A 15,981-nucleotide genomic window follows, 5' to 3' on the forward strand; every position below is an offset into this window, starting at 1 on the left:
ATTTAAGCAGACGCGTTTTCGCTTTCCAGCACAACGCGTTTTATCCGGTAAAAATAAACATATGCTGAGAAAAAAGACGTATTCATCTGTAAGCGGGAAAAAAGCAGCAATGACCAGCTAAACAGCAGCAGGAGCACTTCGTGAAACTCGCCCATGAATACTGATGACAGGGTACAGAACGTTGCCAACGTAACGGAAATAATGGCCAGCAATAGTGCATAGCGGTAAATAATGACCCCGCTCATTCTTCCTTTAAGCAGGAGCTGATTTGACGGGGTAAGAAAAGCGATATAGCCCACGGCCAGGAAGAAGACCAGCTCCAGATGCTTTTTATTGTGCAGCTCAAACTGCGCAATAACCATGTTTATACTGACGATCCATGTCATGGTCATCATAATCGCCGTAAGCCCAATAACGCCTCCGTGAGGAATACCTTGTTCATACCAGTTTTTTTTGTAGTGGCTGGCCGGATACACAGGTAACTTAATCTCTGGCGGGATCAGCTGCCCTTTTTTCACCAGCTCCGCCAGTGTTTTTCCTGTTAGCCACGTCATCAGGTTCATGGGCTTATCATTTCCTTGTCTGTGAGGTGAGATATTTTTGTAATGCGACTCGCACTAATCGACGCCCCAGGCAGAAACGAATCATCATCGTAAACGTTTCGCCATTCATCACCCAGCGGCAAAGCACAACCATAATAATCGCGATAACCAGATCACTCTTTAGTTCGCTATTTTGATGGCACAACACGTCAAATAATCCAGTACCGCAGAGCATAATATTTAACAAAAACAGTAAAACGCAGAGGCGCAACCCCAGAATAAAACCTTTGGCAATAAGCCATACCTCAGCCATAACACATAGCATAATACCTATAGCACTGCCAAAATAAATAATTATATTTAGTGGCCAATACAGGATAAACTTATCAAAAACAAAATGCGCACTGCACACACCTCCCACAAGAAGCATAAAACTAAACGCGCAAACAGGCGCAGGATTGGGTAATGAATGTTCCCATGACAATCCGGTAATGAAATGAGAAATCAGCGCTGGCGGGCATTTCTTATTAAAATCCTCGCCGCCATTTTTAATGGCGCGAGTGACGTCTTTAGCTTCACAAAACGCTAACCAAAATTGTTTGCCACATAATTTACTCATTATACCCATCATCACCAACCTGAATAAAAAACCTGCAACGCCTACGGCCTGAAAGATAATAGTATTTCCAGAATCATCAAAATGATATAACGACACAGCGTAACCACAGCATTAATAATGCCAAGGTAAAGCGTCAGCGCGCCAAATAAAGCGCAACGAGACAGGGATGAAAACTCGCTGTGGTATAATATGCGGGCATAACCATGAAGTGTCGATTTTTCTAGTGCTGTAATCAATGTCCATACCAATACCGTCAGCATACTGACTATCCAGACCAGAGTGCTACTGGCCACCAGGCTATTGACAACTATCGCAGCGATGATCCCGCTTACCGCCATAAAAATTAACGGCCTGAATAGACCAGAACTGATATTCAGGTAGAAAATAAATAAGGCATTAAGACTAAACATGATTCCAACAATCACGAAAATGGTCGCGCCACCTGAGAAAAGGTAAGCTAATGACACGCCGGTAAGCGTAATGATGGCAATATATATCAACGTTGCGACAACAGTGCCAAAGCGGGAAAGACAGGTAACGGCCCCATACCCCAGACCAAGCAAAAGTGCTGATATCCACAAAACAACAACAGGTTGAACGTGGGTTATCAAAAAATGAGTATACAACGTTAACCATATAATGCCGGCGGTACACCATAGTCCCAACGCAGTATACCAATAGGTAAGGGATAACATTGTCGCGGGAATAAATGCTATTTGCCGTATACGTATTGCAGCCAGAGGTCCCACTTGTCATTTATCACTCTTCACATGATCACGGTGATAAGAATGGCAAGCGCAGGAAAACATTTCTAAGATATTTATGCTGTTTCGCCCTAAATATAGTCCTAAAAAAATCCTGGCGCAGGGCCAGGATTTTAAGAGATCGCTATAATTAGCGGCGATTGCCAAAAATACGCAGTAACATCAGGAACAGGTTGATAAAGTCCAGGTACAGCGTTAACGCGCCGAGAATCGAATATTTACGCAGATTAGCGCTATCGCGGGTATCTATTTGCTCGCCGATATTTTTCAGTTTCTGCGTGTCATAGGCGGTCAGACCGACAAACACCACCACCCCGATATAGGTTACCGCCCACATCAGCGCTTCACTCTTCAGCCAGAAATTGACCAGCGACGCCAGAACGATACCAATAAGCGCCATAAACAGCATATTGCCGAAACCGCTAAGATCGCGTTTAGTGGTGTACCCGTACAGGCTCATGGCGCCAAACATTCCCCCCGTCACCACAAACGTGCTGGCGATAGAGGAGTAGGTGTAAACGATAAAAATACTGGATAACGTCAATCCGGTTAGCGCCGAATAGAGCATAAACAGCGTCGTCGCCATTCCGGCGCTAAGTTTATGCACCAGTCCCGACAGAACAAACACCAGCGCAAGCTGGGCAATAATTAAGCCAAAGAAGGTGATCTTACTGGAAAAGACAAACATCATGACGGCTGGCGTATTAGCCGCATACCACGCGATAAACGCGGTCAGTAACAGTCCGACCGTCATCCAGCCATACACTTGCGCCATATAGGTCTGCAGGCCGGACCGCGCCTGCACTATTGAATCAGATCGTGGAAATCTGTCCATGATGAACTCCTGTGTGGAAATGATACCCTAAAGCGTATCACATTCTGCTACCAACGTTTCGCCAACTGCTGGTCGCTGTCGCGCGCTTCGACCCAGCGATCGCCTTCCGGCGTGGCTTCACGCTTCCAGAACGGCGCACGGGTTTTCAGATAATCCATAATGAACTGACCGGCGTCGAACGCGCTACTGCGGTGCGCGCTGGTGACGCCGACAAACACAATCTCATCGCCCGGCCATAATTCGCCAACGCGATGAATCACCGTGACCCGCCCCAGCGGCCAGCGGGAACGCGCCTTCGCGACGATCTCCGCCAGAGCTTTCTCAGTCATGCCGGGATAATGCTCCAGCGTCAGCGCCTTAACGCTATCGCCCAGGTTATGATTGCGCACTTTTCCGGTAAAGGTGACGACCGCGCCGTCTTCGTCGCGCGCCGCCAGCCAGGAATATTCCTCCCCGACGCTAAACGGCGCAGGACCGACTACAATTCGCGTTTCGTGCATGTTAGCCCCCCGTGACTGGCGGGAAAAACGCCACTTCATCGCCCGCCGTCAGCGGATGGTCAAAACTTACCAGCGTCTGGTTGACCGCCGCCAACAGCTTGCCGTCTTCCAGCGCCAGCGCCCAACGATCGCTCTTTGTCGCCAGATGCTGTCGCAGCGACTCAACGGTGGAAAAATCTGCTGGAAGATCCAGCGCGTCAGTTCCTGTTAGCTCGCGAACCTGGGCGAAGAAAAGCACCTTAATCATGCGCATCCACCTTAAAATCCCCCGATTTGCCGCCGCTTTTCGCCAGCAGGCGCACCGGACCAATTACCATATCTTTTTGTACCGCTTTACACATGTCGTAGATGGTTAACGCCGCGACGGACGCCGCAGTTAATGCTTCCATTTCGACGCCGGTTTTACCGGTCAGACGGCACAGAGACTCAATACGCACGCGGTTATGCTCCGGCTCGGCCTGAAGCTGAATCTCCACTTTACTTAGCAGTAGCGGGTGGCACAGCGGGATCAGCTCCCAGGTGCGTTTGGCGGCCTGAATACCGGCAATTCGGGCGGTGGCGAAAACATCGCCCTTGTGGTGTTTGCCATCAACAATCATCGCCAGCGTTTCACTACGCATGGTAACGAATGCTTCCGCACGCGCTTCACGAACGGTTTCCGCTTTCGCGGAAACGTCCACCATGTGCGCTTCGCCTGCGGCGTTTATATGGGTTAATTGCGACATCGTTATTTCTTTAAATGAGGGTGAAAATTACATGGGCGTGTACGGGCATCCAGCTGCGGCGCAATGATATTCTCCCATGCGGTTCTGCACGCTTTTGTGGAGCCCGGCATGGCGAAAATCAAGGTGTTATTCGCCACGCCAGCTACCGCGCGCGACTGCAGAGTTGCGGTGCCGATCTCTTCAAACGAGAGCATGCGAAACACTTCGCCAAATCCTTCCACTTCACGATCGAACAGCGGCAACAGCGCTTCCGGCGCCTGATCGCCTTCGGTCAAACCGGTCCCACCAGTTATCAATACGACCTGCACCTCATCACTGGCGATCCAGGCGGAAACCTGGGCGCGAATCGCGTAACGGTTCTCTTTAACGATGGCTTTCGCCACCACTTCATGCCCGGCCTCCTGCGCCGAATCACGCAGATAATGACCGGAGGTATCGTCTTCTTCGCCGCGTCGGCTGGAAACAGTAAGAATAGCGATGCGGGTCGGGATAAATTCAGCGCTGACCTGACTCATCTGAAATCTCCTTATTAAGGATTAACCGCCAATGTAAGATAAATTTTGCGTAATACCAGTATTGCTCTGGTGAAGGAAGTGGGTCTGCTTTTTCTCCCGCAACGCGTCGGAAATACGTTCCTCAAGCGCGTATTGCTGCGCGTCATCCTGTAACAGGTCGCGTAAAGTCACGCCGCCGTCGCCAAACAGACATAAATGCAGCTTCCCGACGGACGAAACACGCAGGCGGTTACAGGTGGCGCAGAAATCTTTTTCATACGGCATAATGAGACCGATCTCACCGGCGTAATCGGGATGACAAAAAACCTGCGCCGGGCCATCGCTACGCTGGCGGAGCTGGTGGATCCAGCCGCGCTTAATCAGCTCGTCGCGTAATACCTGACCCGAAATATGATGTTTGCGGAAGAGATCGCTCCCCTCGCCCGTCTCCATAAGTTCAATGAAGCGTAGCTGAATGGGGCGAGGCTGAATCCAGGCAAGGAAGGTATCCAACTGATGGTGATTCACGTCGCGCATCAGCACGGTGTTGACTTTCACCTTTTCGAAACCGGCGTCAAAGGCGGCATCGATGCCCGCCATCACCTGGCGGAATTTGTCCTGACCGGTAATCGCATGGAACTGACGCGCATCCAGACTATCCACGCTAACATTGACGCCCGTCAGCCCCGCTTCGCGCCAGCTCGCGGCATCGCGCGCCAGTCGATAACCGTTAGTGGTCACCGCAATCTGGCGAATAGCATCATTTTCACCCACGGCGGCAATGATGTCGGTAAAATCGCGGCGTAATGAAGGCTCGCCGCCGGTAAGACGCACCTTCTCCGTGCCAAGACTGGCAAAAGCGCGCGTAACGCGACGAATTTCATCGACGGTAAGGAAACCGTTGTTAGTGACGCCGCCAGGTTTGTAGCCATCCGGCAGACAGTAGGTGCAACGAAAGTTACACACATCGGTAATCGACAAACGCAAGTAGTAAAACTTACGCGCGAAAGCATCGGTAAGTTGTGAAGCCATGTACACCTTTCCAAATACGGGAGGCGGAGTCATTTCTTCCTGCGCCCTGGTGGCAAACGTTAAACGTTGTCACGGCCAAAGCACCATATCAAAAATGACCCAGGTGCAGAGGCTAGAGTGTTTACTGTGGTTACGCCGATACTAGCGTGTAAATGACAATTTCGCCATCACGCTTTCGCTATATAAATATATACATAGCGATATGATCGTGCTATTTAGCAACAGAATACGTGAAAATCACACTTTTACATTGATATACATCATTTAGCCGTGGTAACGCCCTCGCTATAAAGGGGTAGTCGGGAATAATTAATTGTCTTTTAGCCGGTCGGCTAATTGCTGAAAACCCGCGACTTGCGCTACTGTAGCGCTGCTTATTTGACTTCAGGAATTTTTATGCGCAATCGTACGCTGGCTGACCTTGATCGTGTCGTTGCCCTCGGCGGAGGGCATGGATTAGGACGCGTCCTCTCCTCGCTTTCTTCATTAGGTTCGCGCCTGACCGGCATTGTGACTACCACAGATAACGGGGGGTCAACTGGCCGTATTCGCCGCTCGGAAGGCGGGATCGCATGGGGCGATATGCGCAACTGTCTGAATCAGTTAATTACCGAACCCAGCGTCGCATCCGCTATGTTTGAGTATCGTTTTGGCGGTAATGGCGAACTTTCTGGTCATAACCTCGGAAATTTGATGTTAAAGGCGTTAGATCACCTGAGCGTGCGGCCTCTGGAAGCGATTAATTTAATTCGTAATCTGCTTAAAGTGGACGCGCAGCTGATCCCGATGTCGGAGCTACCGGTAGATCTGATGGCGATTGACGATCAGGGGCATGAGATTTATGGCGAGGTGAATATCGATCAGTTAGCGACGCCGCCGCAGGAGATCATGTTAACGCCAAACGTTCCGGCGACGCGGGAAGCGGTACAGGCCATTAATGACGCGGATCTGATTCTGATTGGCCCTGGCAGTTTTTATACCAGCCTGATGCCTTGCCTGCTGCTGGATGAACTGGCGCAGGCGCTGCGGCGCACCCCAGCGCCAATGGTGTATATCGGCAATCTGGGTCGCGAACTGAGTCTGCCCGCCGCCAGTTTAACGCTGGTCGATAAGCTGGCAATGATGGAGCAATATATTGGCAAAAAAGTCATTGACGCAGTAGTGGTTGGGCCGCGAGTTGACGTCAGTGCGGTGAACGATCGGCTGGTGATTCAGGAAGTGCTGGAGGCCAGCGATATCCCCTATCGCCACGATCGTCAGTTATTACACAATGCGCTGGAAAAAGCGCTACAGGCGTTAGGTTAAGCCCGTTTACCGACGATGCTGCGCTTATCAAAAGCCTGTTTACACCGAAGGGTAAACAGGCTCTCTCCCCCTTCTGATAAACTGCGTTCAGCTATCGCCAGTAGGCGCTCATGAGCGAGCTCACCTCTTTTTTCAGCAATATATTCTCCATGATCTCAGTAAAGAGGGTCTGATTGATCTCTTCCATTATCCGCATCCCAGCCATGCGCTCTGCGTCAGGATCACCTGCTATTCCTAACGCTTCCAGTTCAGCATTGACCCGGCTCTGATACTCATCCGTTTCAATACACTCAGCCCTTTTAGCCATCATTTCACGCCACTCTTCTGGCGCTATACGCTCCAGCACTTTATGCCACGGCCCCCACAGCGCAAACCATTTGTGAAAATCCCTATTTTCAGCAATTTTTATCCTTATTTCCGCCTCGTCCAGGTCAGACTCAGTGATACCCGAAACGTTATAAAATCGCATATCCTGGGTCATTGTTGTCAGCGACAGCGACTCTCGTAACTGATTCTGAAAACCCAGATATACTTCGATTTCGTCAATAAAAAACAGCCGTTTTACCTTTTCTCTGGCGAGCGATTCTATTTGCTCCAGCCGAAAGATTTCACGCCCCGCCATAATCAGTTCCGCTAAGTGGCTATCAAAGGCGCCTCTTTCAGCATCATGAACCAACGTCGCTTCCTGCATTTGATGGTATGCCAGTGTGACCCGATCTTCACAGCTTATCGTTGCATCCATCGCTATAATAAATGCGGTTTCTCTTAGTGCGCTATCATCAGCCAGGCGCATTAGCCAGGCGGAGACTTGTTCCTTAAAATCCGAATGTCGGGTGTTCTGCGTATCGCTAAGACGATCCAGAAACATGCTGAAGGCTGCCGCGTTTACTTCCGTCTCAAACGCCCGCCATTGGTTGACGTCTTCCTCCTCGAGATTGGTTAGCCACCCCTGGACAGCTTGATGCAGTGGTCGAGTTACCCGAACAATTGAAAAGTCGCCCATGGCAAAAAATACCTGGGGTCCCTGATAACCCGCAGAGGACATTAGCCGCTGCATATTCTGTATTGTTCGTTCTGAAAAAGGATTATGTTCTACGATTATTCTTGTAGGTTGAGGTCCTTCACCACGAAAATGGGGTAACGACTCCGGGAGACGGACCAGGCGATTGCGAGAGGCCTGCATTATTTGTAATGCCGCCGGGAGGTTTTCCGGTAGATTACTCAATGCGTTACGGGAAACGTCCAGCGTTGTTATCGTGGGAGGTAGTGTTTCAGGCAGAACAGTAATCTGATTTTTACTTACATCCAGGAACTGTAATTCTGGTGGTAACGATGCGGGCAGACTGGTTAAAGCATTTTCGCCGGCCTCCAGATTCTTCAGGCCCGGCGGCAATGTTTCAGGCAGAGCGGTTAACGAATTACTCTGCACATTCAAATGGGTAATCCCTGACGGAAGATGTTCTGGCAGTGTCCTTATGCGGTTATCATAAACGCTCAGGTACCGAAGTTCCTCAGGTAGATTTTCAGGTAAGGAACTAATTTTATTATGAAAAAGATCCAGCGATTGAAGCGCTGAAGGCAAACGTTCCGGCAATTCAGTAATACGGTTAATGCTCAGCTCCATTTTCTGTATGGTATCCGGTAACGTGGCAGGGATACTGGTTAGCTGATTACTGCTGGCATACAGGGTCTTTATATTTCCCTGTAAATTTTCCGGCAAACTTTTCAGTTCATTGTTATCGAGTATCAGAGTAGTTATCTGCTCAGGAATACAGGCGGGTATAGTGGTAAGTCCTAATATTTTCAGACGGAGTTCCGTCTTATTATTTTTCAGGCAGTCACGCATCCGTTGTACGGCTTCTTCACGATTTGCTGCCTCTTCCGCTGGCGCCGCTTTTACCCACTCAGACCAGATTAACTCATAATTCACAGTATCTTTGGAGCCGGAAGCGCTACTCGCCTGCTCGCTTTCTGTCACACGGGTATAGGTGACTGACTTCCCCCCTCCCTCAACGGTATAGCCCTCTGTATTAAAAACTATAGACAGAATTTCCTGACTATTTTCACTCAAAATACAGTATTGGTCTGCCCCTCCTCTACTATACTGAATATTATCCGCATACGCCGGGAAAGCTAACATCCTTAAACATTCAAACTTGCTTTTGATCTCTTCTGGCGAGGCGGTTTCAGGTGGATGACAAAGATAAGCGATGCAGTTTTGTGCTTCAACCTGATGTTCTGAAGAGAAAAAGGCACTTATTTTATTCCATATCTCTTCTTTTAAAGGCACCTCTGTTGAGGCCTCATTGCTAATACTTTGATGCCTTGCCGTAGATTGTATATTAGTAATATTAAACATATTTTCCCTACCTGATCTGAACGTAACCTAAAGTAACAGATAAGGATATTCTCAACTTTAAACAAGAGGCCATAGTCGTCATTATTTCGGACAAATCATTCAGTATTTGCAGCGCTTGACTTATAAATGCTCGCGCTTCCATCACCTCTTTTTTAAGTAGAATGATGTAATCTGTTGCCATGACACGCTTTCAACGAACTCACATAAGATTAAAATGACGATCATGAGGATAGCTATACCGATAATACGGGGCGTTTTTTTTCATAGCCGAGGAGAGAGGGAAAATTAGCGTTGGGTTCAGCCTCAACGCTAATTTTCTTCAGTTGTGATTAAACTAGCTACCCCATTGATGTTTTGAGTTTTTCGACAATCTCGTTAGTCAAAGCCTGTCACTGTTTTTCATTCCTGACTGACTTAGCCCTGACTATTGCACTGAAATTCTCAAAAACGAGCCATGGTAACGATGACTCGCTGGCGATCGACACATTGTCAGGACGCCGCGATAAACAACTCGCGTAACTGGTGCAACTGGTCGCGAATTTGCGCGGCTTCTTCAAACTCCAGATTTTGCGCGTGCTGCATCATTTGCCCTTCCAGTTCATGAATTTTCTGCTGCAACGCTTTCGGCGTCATATCCAGTTCGACAATTCCGGCTTTTGCCGTAGAACGGCCCTTGCCTTTCCCCTTCGCTTTGGTTTTCGCAATGTTCTGCCCCAGCGCCAGGATGTCGACCACTTTTTTGTTCAGCCCCTGCGGAGTGATACCGTGCTCTTCGTTGTACTTCTGCTGCTTCTCGCGACGTCGCTCGGTTTCGCCAATCGCCTTCGCCATCGACGGCGTGATTTTATCGCCATACAGAATCGCTTTACCGTTAACGTTACGCGCCGCGCGTCCTATGGTCTGAATCAGGGAGCGCTCGGAGCGCAGGAAGCCCTCTTTATCGGCGTCCAGAATCGCCACCAGCGAGACTTCCGGCATATCCAGCCCTTCGCGCAGCAGGTTAATCCCCACCAGAACGTCAAACTCGCCCAGACGCAAATCGCGGATGATTTCCATGCGCTCCACGGTATCAATATCTGAGTGCAGGTAACGCACGCGCTCGCCGTGCTCTTCCAGATATTCGGTCAAATCTTCCGCCATCCGTTTGGTAAGCGTAGTGACAAGGACACGCTCATTAATGGCCGCACGCTGACGAATTTCGGACAGCAGATCGTCCACCTGGGTCGCCACCGGACGCACTTCAATAATCGGGTCCAGCAGCCCGGTCGGTCGCACGACCTGATCCACCACCTCATCACCAGATTTTTCCAGCTCATAGTTGCCGGGCGTGGCGGAAACATAGATAGTTTGCGGCGCTAAGGCTTCAAACTCCTCAAACTTCAGCGGACGGTTATCCAGCGCCGAAGGCAGACGGAAGCCATACTCGACCAGCGTCTCTTTGCGCGCCCGGTCGCCGCGGTACATGCCGCCTATCTGCGGGATGGTGACATGAGACTCATCCACCACCAGCAGTCCGTCGGCGGGCAGATAATCGAACAAGGTTGGCGGCGGTTCGCCCGGCCCGCGGCCCGACAGAAAGCGGGAATAGTTTTCAATGCCTGAGCAGTAGCCCAGCTCGTTCATCATCTCTAAATCGAACTGCGTGCGCTGGCTTAATCGCTGCTCTTCAAGCAGCTTATTATTCGCCAGCAAGACCTTACGCCTGTCCGCCAGCTCATCTTTTATCTCTTCCATCGCCTGCAGAATACGCTCGCGCGGCGTTACGTAGTGCGTTTTGGGATAGATAGTATAACGTGGCACCGTTGACTCTACCTGCCCGGTTAACGGGTCGAACAGCGACAGGCGTTCCACTTCTTCATCAAACAGCTCAACGCGTAGCGCGATGTCGTCAGATTCAGCCGGGAAGATGTCGATCACTTCGCCGCGCACGCGAAAGGTACCACGCTGAAAAGCTTGATCGTTACGGGTGTATTGCAATTCCGCCAGCCGACGCAAAATCGCGCGCTGGTCAATCAGCATTCCCACCGTCAGATGCAGCATCATTTTCAGGTAGAGATCCGGATCGCCCAGACCGTAAATCGCGGACACGGAAGCCACCACCACGACATCGCGTCGCTCAAGCAACGCTTTCGTTGCCGACAACCGCATTTGCTCAATATGTTCGTTTACCGAAGCGTCTTTTTCGATAAACGTATCCGAACTTGGCACATACGCTTCCGGCTGATAGTAGTCATAGTAGGAGACGAAATACTCGACCGCGTTTTCCGGGAAAAACTCTTTCATTTCGCCGTAGAGCTGCGCCGCCAGGGTTTTATTGGGCGCAAGCACCATCGTTGGCCGCTGCAAGTCCGCAATGACGTTGGCAATGGTGAATGTCTTCCCGGAGCCGGTAACGCCCAATAACGTCTGATGCGCCAGCCCGTCCTCCAGCCCCTCTTCCAGACGACGTATAGCGTCCGGCTGATCGCCAGAAGGTTTAAAAGCGGAATTCAGTTTGAACGGTTTACTCATGAGCGGCTACCTGAAGGAGTGAGCGGGCAGGGGTGTAATTTTACTCTCGACGGTGAATATTGCCAATAAAAAATACTGGATGAAAAAACAGTAACACTCCAGTGTATAATGGCTATCGGTAGATACCCCACGCTATTTAGAGGTAAAACATAGACAGTCGCGGGGTAAAATTCCAGCAGTGTGCTGGTTATCCCCAGACCAGAGTCTTTTTTAACATTTGTCAAGTCGGATGATGAAAGTTTTATGTCAACGTATCCTCCTTCCTTTACAACCATTGATTTTATATAACTTGCTGTCTGAAAAGGAATATTTTCTCAAGCCGTCTTTCGCGCCAATTTAGTCGCAGGCCGCGTCGCCTCTCGCTTACGTTGTGTTTTCTAACTCTAATACACAAGGTTATCCACAGGAATAGTGGATAACTGCTTCCAGCCCGTATCCCCTGCCGCCTGGCAAAATCAGCCCTTGACGTTTTCGCCGGGCGATAAAAAAAAATTATCGCTATTTTTGGCAGATTATTGGCTAACGAGAAGGGAAAAATTGAGGCGTAGACGCTCACATTTTGCACATTTTCAGCATGGCGACGTCAGGAGGGTCTGGCGAAAGAGCAGCAGGATCGTCAGATCCTGCAAGAAGGCGGTTTTTAAGCGCGGTCAGGCGCGTTCCAGGGGGCTAAGGTCCAGATACTGTCCTGTCGCCGCCTGCGATGGAGAAACGCCCAGCCACGGGATTTCCCCTAACAGCGGGGCCGGTATGACGCGGCGAAGCGTCGCGAGATATTCACCATGACGCGCGCCCGGCGGCTGTATGTCGTTGGCTATCCATCCGACAAGTGGTAATCCGGCCTGTTCTACCGCCAGCGCCGTCAGCATGGCGTGATTAATACAGCCCAGCTTGACGCCAACAACCAGAATCACCGGCAGCTGTTCCGTCTGTACCCAGTCGGCAAACGTCAGCGTGGCAGAGAGCGGTGTAAACCAGCCGCCCGCCCCTTCTGTCAACACCCAGTCTGCCTGCGCCTCCAGCGTTCGCAATCCGCGTGATAACACCGCCGCGTCTATCGCCCGGCCTTCGTCGGCGCTAACGATGTGGGGAGAGGTAGGCTCGGCAAAAGTATAAGGATTGATAGCGGAATAAGGTTGCGGCAGGCTGCTGTTACGCTGCAAGGCCAGGGCATCGCTATTGCGTAGCCCGTCGGTTGTCATTTCGCTGCCGGAAGCGACGGGCTTATAGCCTACGGTTTGATAACCTAACTGCGTTGCGGCCTGCAATAAGGCGCAACTGGCAACCGTTTTACCGACTTCAGTATCAGTACCGGTCACAAAATAGCGTTTAGTCACGTTCAATCACTCCCATAAAAAGATGGTACGTCAGCGGATATTTCCCCTGCCGCTGCGGCCATGCCAACTGAATCTGTCTAAGCCGGGCGCGGGTTAATACATCCGACTCCCGCCCTTCATGAAGATGGGTGGCGCCAATGCCTTTAAGCGAGCGCATCGCGCTCAGGGCATCCTCAAACCACAATGTCATCGCCTGAGTATGACGAGACGCCCGCCAGCCGCGCAGCGCGTGGTCAATGGCCTCTTCCGGCAAAAAGCTATTCGCGTGAGCGCGATTATCGACGGCCTGCCATGCCTGACGCAGCTCCGGCAACGACCCCTGGCACAAGGTGGTAAACGCCACCACGCCGCCGGGCCGTACAACCCGATACAACTCGCTCAACGCATCACGTAAATCGCCGCACCACTGGACCGCCAGGTTGCTCCAGGCCAGGTCAAAAACTTCGGCGTCATGGGGAATCGCTTCGATATCCGCCAGCAAATAGTGATGCGCCGCCTGACGATCGCGAGCCTGTTGCAGCATCGGCAGCGAAAGATCCAGGGCGGTCACTTCGCTCCCCCGCTCTCGCCAGTAACGACTCATACGTCCGGGGCCGCAGCCTGCGTCCAACACACTGGCAAACTGGCGGCCTGCCAACAGCGTCAGTAGCGCATCCGCGCTGTGTTGCTGCAAAGAGGCGTGCTGTTCATATTGCGATGCGGCCCGGCCAAACGCCGCCGCAATAGCCTGCTTATTCACCTGCGCCATGCAGCACCTCCAGCAGACGGTCGATATCGCACGCTTCATGCGCCTGCGTTAACGTTAAGCGTAGGCGCGCCGTACCGACAGGCACCGTCGGCGGACGAATCGCCGTCGCCCAGCATCCTTGTTGACGCAGCGCCTCCGCCAGGCGCAATGCACGGCTGTTATCGCCCACGATTAACGGCTGGATGGCGCTATGGGCATTCAGTAGCGTAAATCGGGACGCGTTAACGCCGGCCCGAAAGCGCTGAACCAGAGCGGCGAGTTTTTCGCGCCGTTCACCACCTTCATCGCTACGGATCACCGCCAGCGAGGCGCTTAACGCCTGCGCCTGGGCGGGCGGCATACTGGTGCTGTAAACCAGATGACGGGCGAATTGCAGCAGATAATCCGCGACGCTTTCCGAGCAGAGCACCGCTGCGCCGCTGACGCCAAACCCCTTACCGAAAGTCACCACCAGCAACTCAGGCTTCACCCCCCGTTGCCAGCAGGTGCCCCGCCCCTCATCGCCAGTCACGCCGATGCCGTGCGCATCATCAACCAACAGCCAGGCATGATGCCTGCGGGCAATGTGCTGGATTTCCGCCAGCGGCGCGCTGTCGCCGTCCATGCTGTATACACCTTCTGTCACCACCAGTTGCTGACCCACGCAGGGCGATTGCAGTAAACGCGACAGATGCTGCGTATCGTTATGGATAAAGCGGCGAAGCTGCGCCGGACTCAGATTGGCGGCCTCCAGCAGGGAAGCATGACTCAACCTGTCGGCCACAATTCGGTCATTTTTTTTCATTAAGGCGGTAATGACCGCCTGATTCGCCGCAAAGCCAGAGATAAACAGCAGCGCGCGTGGATATCCTAACCATTGCGCCAGTTCCTCCTCTAACGCCTGGTGCGCCACGGAATAACCGCTGATATGACCCGACCCGCCGCTGCCGACGCCAAAACGCGTCGCTGCCTGTTGCCAGGCGCGAATAATCTGCGGGTGTTGACTTAAGCCGAGGTAATCATTGCTGGAGAAGTTAAGATACTGTCGCCCGTTCGCTACCAGCCAGCGTCCGGCCCCCTGCGACACCACATAGCGGCGGCGCAACGTATCCGTCGCCCGACGCGCCGTCAGCGCATCGTCGACGCGTTGTTGCCAACTCATAAGGCTGCCGCGTTGTAATAATCATCGGTGTCAGGCGTCATCAGCGTCTGCTCCAGACGTTGCTGCTGCTCGTTATCGCCCGCCAGCACCCTGGTCTGCTGCGGATTCAGCCCCAGCTTACGGAATAACTGCAGATCCTTGTCCTCTGCCGGATTTGGCGTAGTTAACAATTTGCAGCCATAGAAAATCGAGTTCGCCCCGGCCATAAAGCACATCGCCTGGGTCTGCTCGTTCATCTGTTCACGTCCTGCGGAAAGACGCACGTATGAGGTCGGCATCATGATGCGCGCTACGGCGATAGTACGAATAAAATCAAACGCATCCACGTCATCGTTATCCGCAAGCGGCGTGCCTTTCACCTTCACCAGCATGTTAATTGGCACGCTTTCCGGCGGCGTCGGCAGGTTCGCCAACTGCAACAACAGTCCGGCGCGATCGGTAACCGTTTCGCCCAGACCCACAATGCCGCCGGAGCACACTTTAATCCCTGCTTCACGGACTTTTTCCAGCGTGTCGAGGCGCTCCTGATAGGTACGGGTAGTGATGATATTGCCGTAAAACTCCGGCGAGGTATCGAGGTTGTGGTTGTAGTAATCCAGCCCGGCGTTAGCCAGACGCTGCGCCTGGCTCTCGTTCAACATGCCGAGCGTCATACAGGTTTCCAGCCCCATCGCTTTGACGCCCTGTACAATCTGCTCCAGATAAGGCATATCGCGTTCATGCGGATTCTTCCAGGCCGCCCCCATACAGAAGCGGGTCGAACCGGCGTTTTTCGCTTTACGGGCGGAGTCCAGTACCTGCTCTACCTCCATTAAACGCTCGGCTTCCAGCCCGGTTTTATAACGCGAGCTCTGCGGGCAGTATTTACAATCCTCCGGGCAGGCGCCGGTTTTGATCGACAGCAGCGTACTAACCTGTACCTGCTGCGGATCGAAATGCTGGCGATGAATTTGCTGCGCTTCAAACAGCAATTCCAGCAGTGGTTTTTCAAATAATTCGGTTACTTGCGACAGTGTCCAGCGTGGGTGGCGAGCCATCGGGCTTCTCCAAAATATGTTGTTTGTTTTTG

Annotated in this window: 17 protein-coding genes and 1 riboswitch; of the genes, 1 reads left to right on the forward strand and 16 read right to left on the reverse strand. The window is 51.9% G+C overall.

Translation table 11 applies throughout. The annotated features are described in order from the left end of the window. Positions 1-2: 2 nt before the first annotated feature. The 9 genes from EOS98_RS15120 to moaA all read right to left on the reverse strand — a co-directional run bounded on the left by EOS98_RS15120 (position 3) and on the right by moaA (position 5,511). Positions 3-563 carry a hypothetical protein gene (locus EOS98_RS15120; RefSeq protein WP_001052196.1) on the reverse strand — a complete coding sequence of 187 codons (561 nt, stop codon included), beginning with the start codon at positions 561-563 and terminating at the stop codon, positions 3-5. Between the two features lie 7 nt (positions 564-570). Then, complete coding sequence (locus tag EOS98_RS15125; protein ID WP_010988984.1) at positions 571-1,179, reverse strand: membrane protein; 609 nt, start codon at positions 1,177-1,179, stop codon at positions 571-573. 23 nt (positions 1,180-1,202) lie between these two features. Beyond that, a complete protein-coding gene (locus EOS98_RS15130) occupies positions 1,203-1,910 on the reverse strand; it encodes a Bax inhibitor-1 family protein (protein WP_109188075.1) in 708 nt (235 codons plus the stop codon). A 145-nt stretch (positions 1,911-2,055) separates the two neighbouring features. Continuing rightward, entirely contained in the window at positions 2,056-2,760 is a 705-nt protein-coding gene (locus EOS98_RS15135) for a Bax inhibitor-1 family protein (protein WP_000373611.1), read from the reverse strand. 47 nt (positions 2,761-2,807) lie between these two features. Next, a complete protein-coding gene (gene moaE / locus EOS98_RS15140; RefSeq protein ID WP_000545202.1) occupies positions 2,808-3,260 on the reverse strand; it encodes a molybdopterin synthase catalytic subunit MoaE in 453 nt (150 codons plus the stop codon). A 1-nt stretch (position 3,261) separates the two neighbouring features. Further along, on the reverse strand, positions 3,262-3,507 hold the full coding sequence (moaD, locus tag EOS98_RS15145) for a molybdopterin synthase sulfur carrier subunit (protein ID WP_000598596.1): 246 nt from the start codon (positions 3,505-3,507) through the stop codon (positions 3,262-3,264). After that, positions 3,500-3,985: a cyclic pyranopterin monophosphate synthase MoaC gene (moaC, locus tag EOS98_RS15150; RefSeq protein WP_000080894.1), complete on the reverse strand. Its 486-nt coding sequence runs from the start codon at positions 3,983-3,985 to the stop codon at positions 3,500-3,502. The genes moaD and moaC overlap by 8 nt, the downstream gene beginning before the upstream one ends. A 2-nt stretch (positions 3,986-3,987) precedes the next feature. Further along, a complete protein-coding gene (gene moaB, locus EOS98_RS15155; RefSeq protein WP_000084604.1) occupies positions 3,988-4,500 on the reverse strand; it encodes a molybdenum cofactor biosynthesis protein B in 513 nt (170 codons plus the stop codon). 21 nt (positions 4,501-4,521) lie between these two features. Then, complete coding sequence (gene moaA, locus EOS98_RS15160; protein ID WP_126524176.1) at positions 4,522-5,511, reverse strand: GTP 3',8-cyclase MoaA; 990 nt, start codon at positions 5,509-5,511, stop codon at positions 4,522-4,524. Continuing rightward, positions 5,499-5,643, reverse strand: a riboswitch (molybdenum cofactor riboswitch). It overlaps the preceding gene by 13 nt. A 264-nt stretch (positions 5,644-5,907) precedes the next feature. On the opposite strand from moaA, the gene yvcK reads away from it, so the two are divergent. After that, positions 5,908-6,816 (forward strand): uridine diphosphate-N-acetylglucosamine-binding protein YvcK, encoded by a 909-nt coding sequence (gene yvcK, locus EOS98_RS15165; RefSeq protein WP_001246033.1) that lies wholly within the window; start codon positions 5,908-5,910, stop codon positions 6,814-6,816. Between the two features lie 91 nt (positions 6,817-6,907). Here yvcK and slrP read toward each other — a convergent pair whose 3' ends face one another. From slrP to bioB, 7 genes are all read right to left on the reverse strand, one after another. Then, on the reverse strand, positions 6,908-9,175 hold the full coding sequence (slrP, locus tag EOS98_RS15170; RefSeq protein ID WP_126524177.1) for an SPI-1 type III secretion system effector E3 ubiquitin transferase SlrP: 2,268 nt from the start codon (positions 9,173-9,175) through the stop codon (positions 6,908-6,910). Positions 9,176-9,182: 7 nt separating this feature from the next. After that, positions 9,183-9,356: a hypothetical protein gene (locus tag EOS98_RS15175; protein ID WP_001539544.1), complete on the reverse strand. Its 174-nt coding sequence runs from the start codon at positions 9,354-9,356 to the stop codon at positions 9,183-9,185. 308 nt (positions 9,357-9,664) lie between these two features. Beyond that, on the reverse strand, positions 9,665-11,686 hold the full coding sequence (gene uvrB, locus EOS98_RS15180) for an excinuclease ABC subunit UvrB (RefSeq protein ID WP_000042502.1): 2,022 nt from the start codon (positions 11,684-11,686) through the stop codon (positions 9,665-9,667). A gap of 650 nt (positions 11,687-12,336) precedes the next feature. Beyond that, on the reverse strand, positions 12,337-13,023 hold the full coding sequence (gene bioD, locus EOS98_RS15190) for a dethiobiotin synthase (protein ID WP_000167222.1): 687 nt from the start codon (positions 13,021-13,023) through the stop codon (positions 12,337-12,339). Next, on the reverse strand, positions 13,016-13,771 hold the full coding sequence (gene bioC, locus EOS98_RS15195; protein ID WP_020898567.1) for a malonyl-ACP O-methyltransferase BioC: 756 nt from the start codon (positions 13,769-13,771) through the stop codon (positions 13,016-13,018). Before bioC ends, bioD begins: the two co-directional genes overlap by 8 nt. After that, positions 13,755-14,912 (reverse strand): 8-amino-7-oxononanoate synthase, encoded by a 1,158-nt coding sequence (gene bioF / locus EOS98_RS15200; RefSeq protein WP_000118941.1) that lies wholly within the window; start codon positions 14,910-14,912, stop codon positions 13,755-13,757. The genes bioC and bioF overlap by 17 nt, the downstream gene beginning before the upstream one ends. Further along, entirely contained in the window at positions 14,909-15,949 is a 1,041-nt protein-coding gene (gene bioB / locus EOS98_RS15205) for a biotin synthase BioB (protein WP_000090727.1), read from the reverse strand. Before bioB ends, bioF begins: the two co-directional genes overlap by 4 nt. Positions 15,950-15,981: the final 32 nt, after the last annotated feature.

Origin of the sequence: Salmonella sp. SSDFZ69 (assembly GCF_004010755.1) — a bacterium.
Taxonomy (GTDB): Bacteria; Pseudomonadota; Gammaproteobacteria; order Enterobacterales; family Enterobacteriaceae; genus Salmonella; species Salmonella enterica.

What these genes read in the sequence shown, in the direction of transcription:
- yvcK (WP_001246033.1), top strand. Translation starts at nt 5,908, where the DNA reads ATGCGCAATCGTACGCTGGCTGACCTTGATCGTGTCGTTGCCCTCGGC.
- bioC (WP_020898567.1), bottom strand. Translation starts at nt 13,771, where the DNA reads ATGGCGCAGGTGAATAAGCAGGCTATTGCGGCGGCGTTTGGCCGGGCC.
- EOS98_RS15120 (WP_001052196.1), bottom strand. Translation starts at nt 563, where the DNA reads ATGAACCTGATGACGTGGCTAACAGGAAAAACACTGGCGGAGCTGGTG.
- EOS98_RS15175 (WP_001539544.1), bottom strand. Translation starts at nt 9,356, where the DNA reads ATGGCAACAGATTACATCATTCTACTTAAAAAAGAGGTGATGGAAGCG.
- moaC (WP_000080894.1), bottom strand. Translation starts at nt 3,985, where the DNA reads ATGTCGCAATTAACCCATATAAACGCCGCAGGCGAAGCGCACATGGTG.
- moaB (WP_000084604.1), bottom strand. Translation starts at nt 4,500, where the DNA reads ATGAGTCAGGTCAGCGCTGAATTTATCCCGACCCGCATCGCTATTCTT.
- bioB (WP_000090727.1), bottom strand. Translation starts at nt 15,949, where the DNA reads ATGGCTCGCCACCCACGCTGGACACTGTCGCAAGTAACCGAATTATTT.
- moaE (WP_000545202.1), bottom strand. Translation starts at nt 3,260, where the DNA reads ATGCACGAAACGCGAATTGTAGTCGGTCCTGCGCCGTTTAGCGTCGGG.
- moaD (WP_000598596.1), bottom strand. Translation starts at nt 3,507, where the DNA reads ATGATTAAGGTGCTTTTCTTCGCCCAGGTTCGCGAGCTAACAGGAACT.
- uvrB (WP_000042502.1), bottom strand. Translation starts at nt 11,686, where the DNA reads ATGAGTAAACCGTTCAAACTGAATTCCGCTTTTAAACCTTCTGGCGAT.
- bioF (WP_000118941.1), bottom strand. Translation starts at nt 14,912, where the DNA reads ATGAGTTGGCAACAACGCGTCGACGATGCGCTGACGGCGCGTCGGGCG.
- EOS98_RS15135 (WP_000373611.1), bottom strand. Translation starts at nt 2,760, where the DNA reads ATGGACAGATTTCCACGATCTGATTCAATAGTGCAGGCGCGGTCCGGC.
- slrP (WP_126524177.1), bottom strand. Translation starts at nt 9,175, where the DNA reads ATGTTTAATATTACTAATATACAATCTACGGCAAGGCATCAAAGTATT.
- moaA (WP_126524176.1), bottom strand. Translation starts at nt 5,511, where the DNA reads ATGGCTTCACAACTTACCGATGCTTTCGCGCGTAAGTTTTACTACTTG.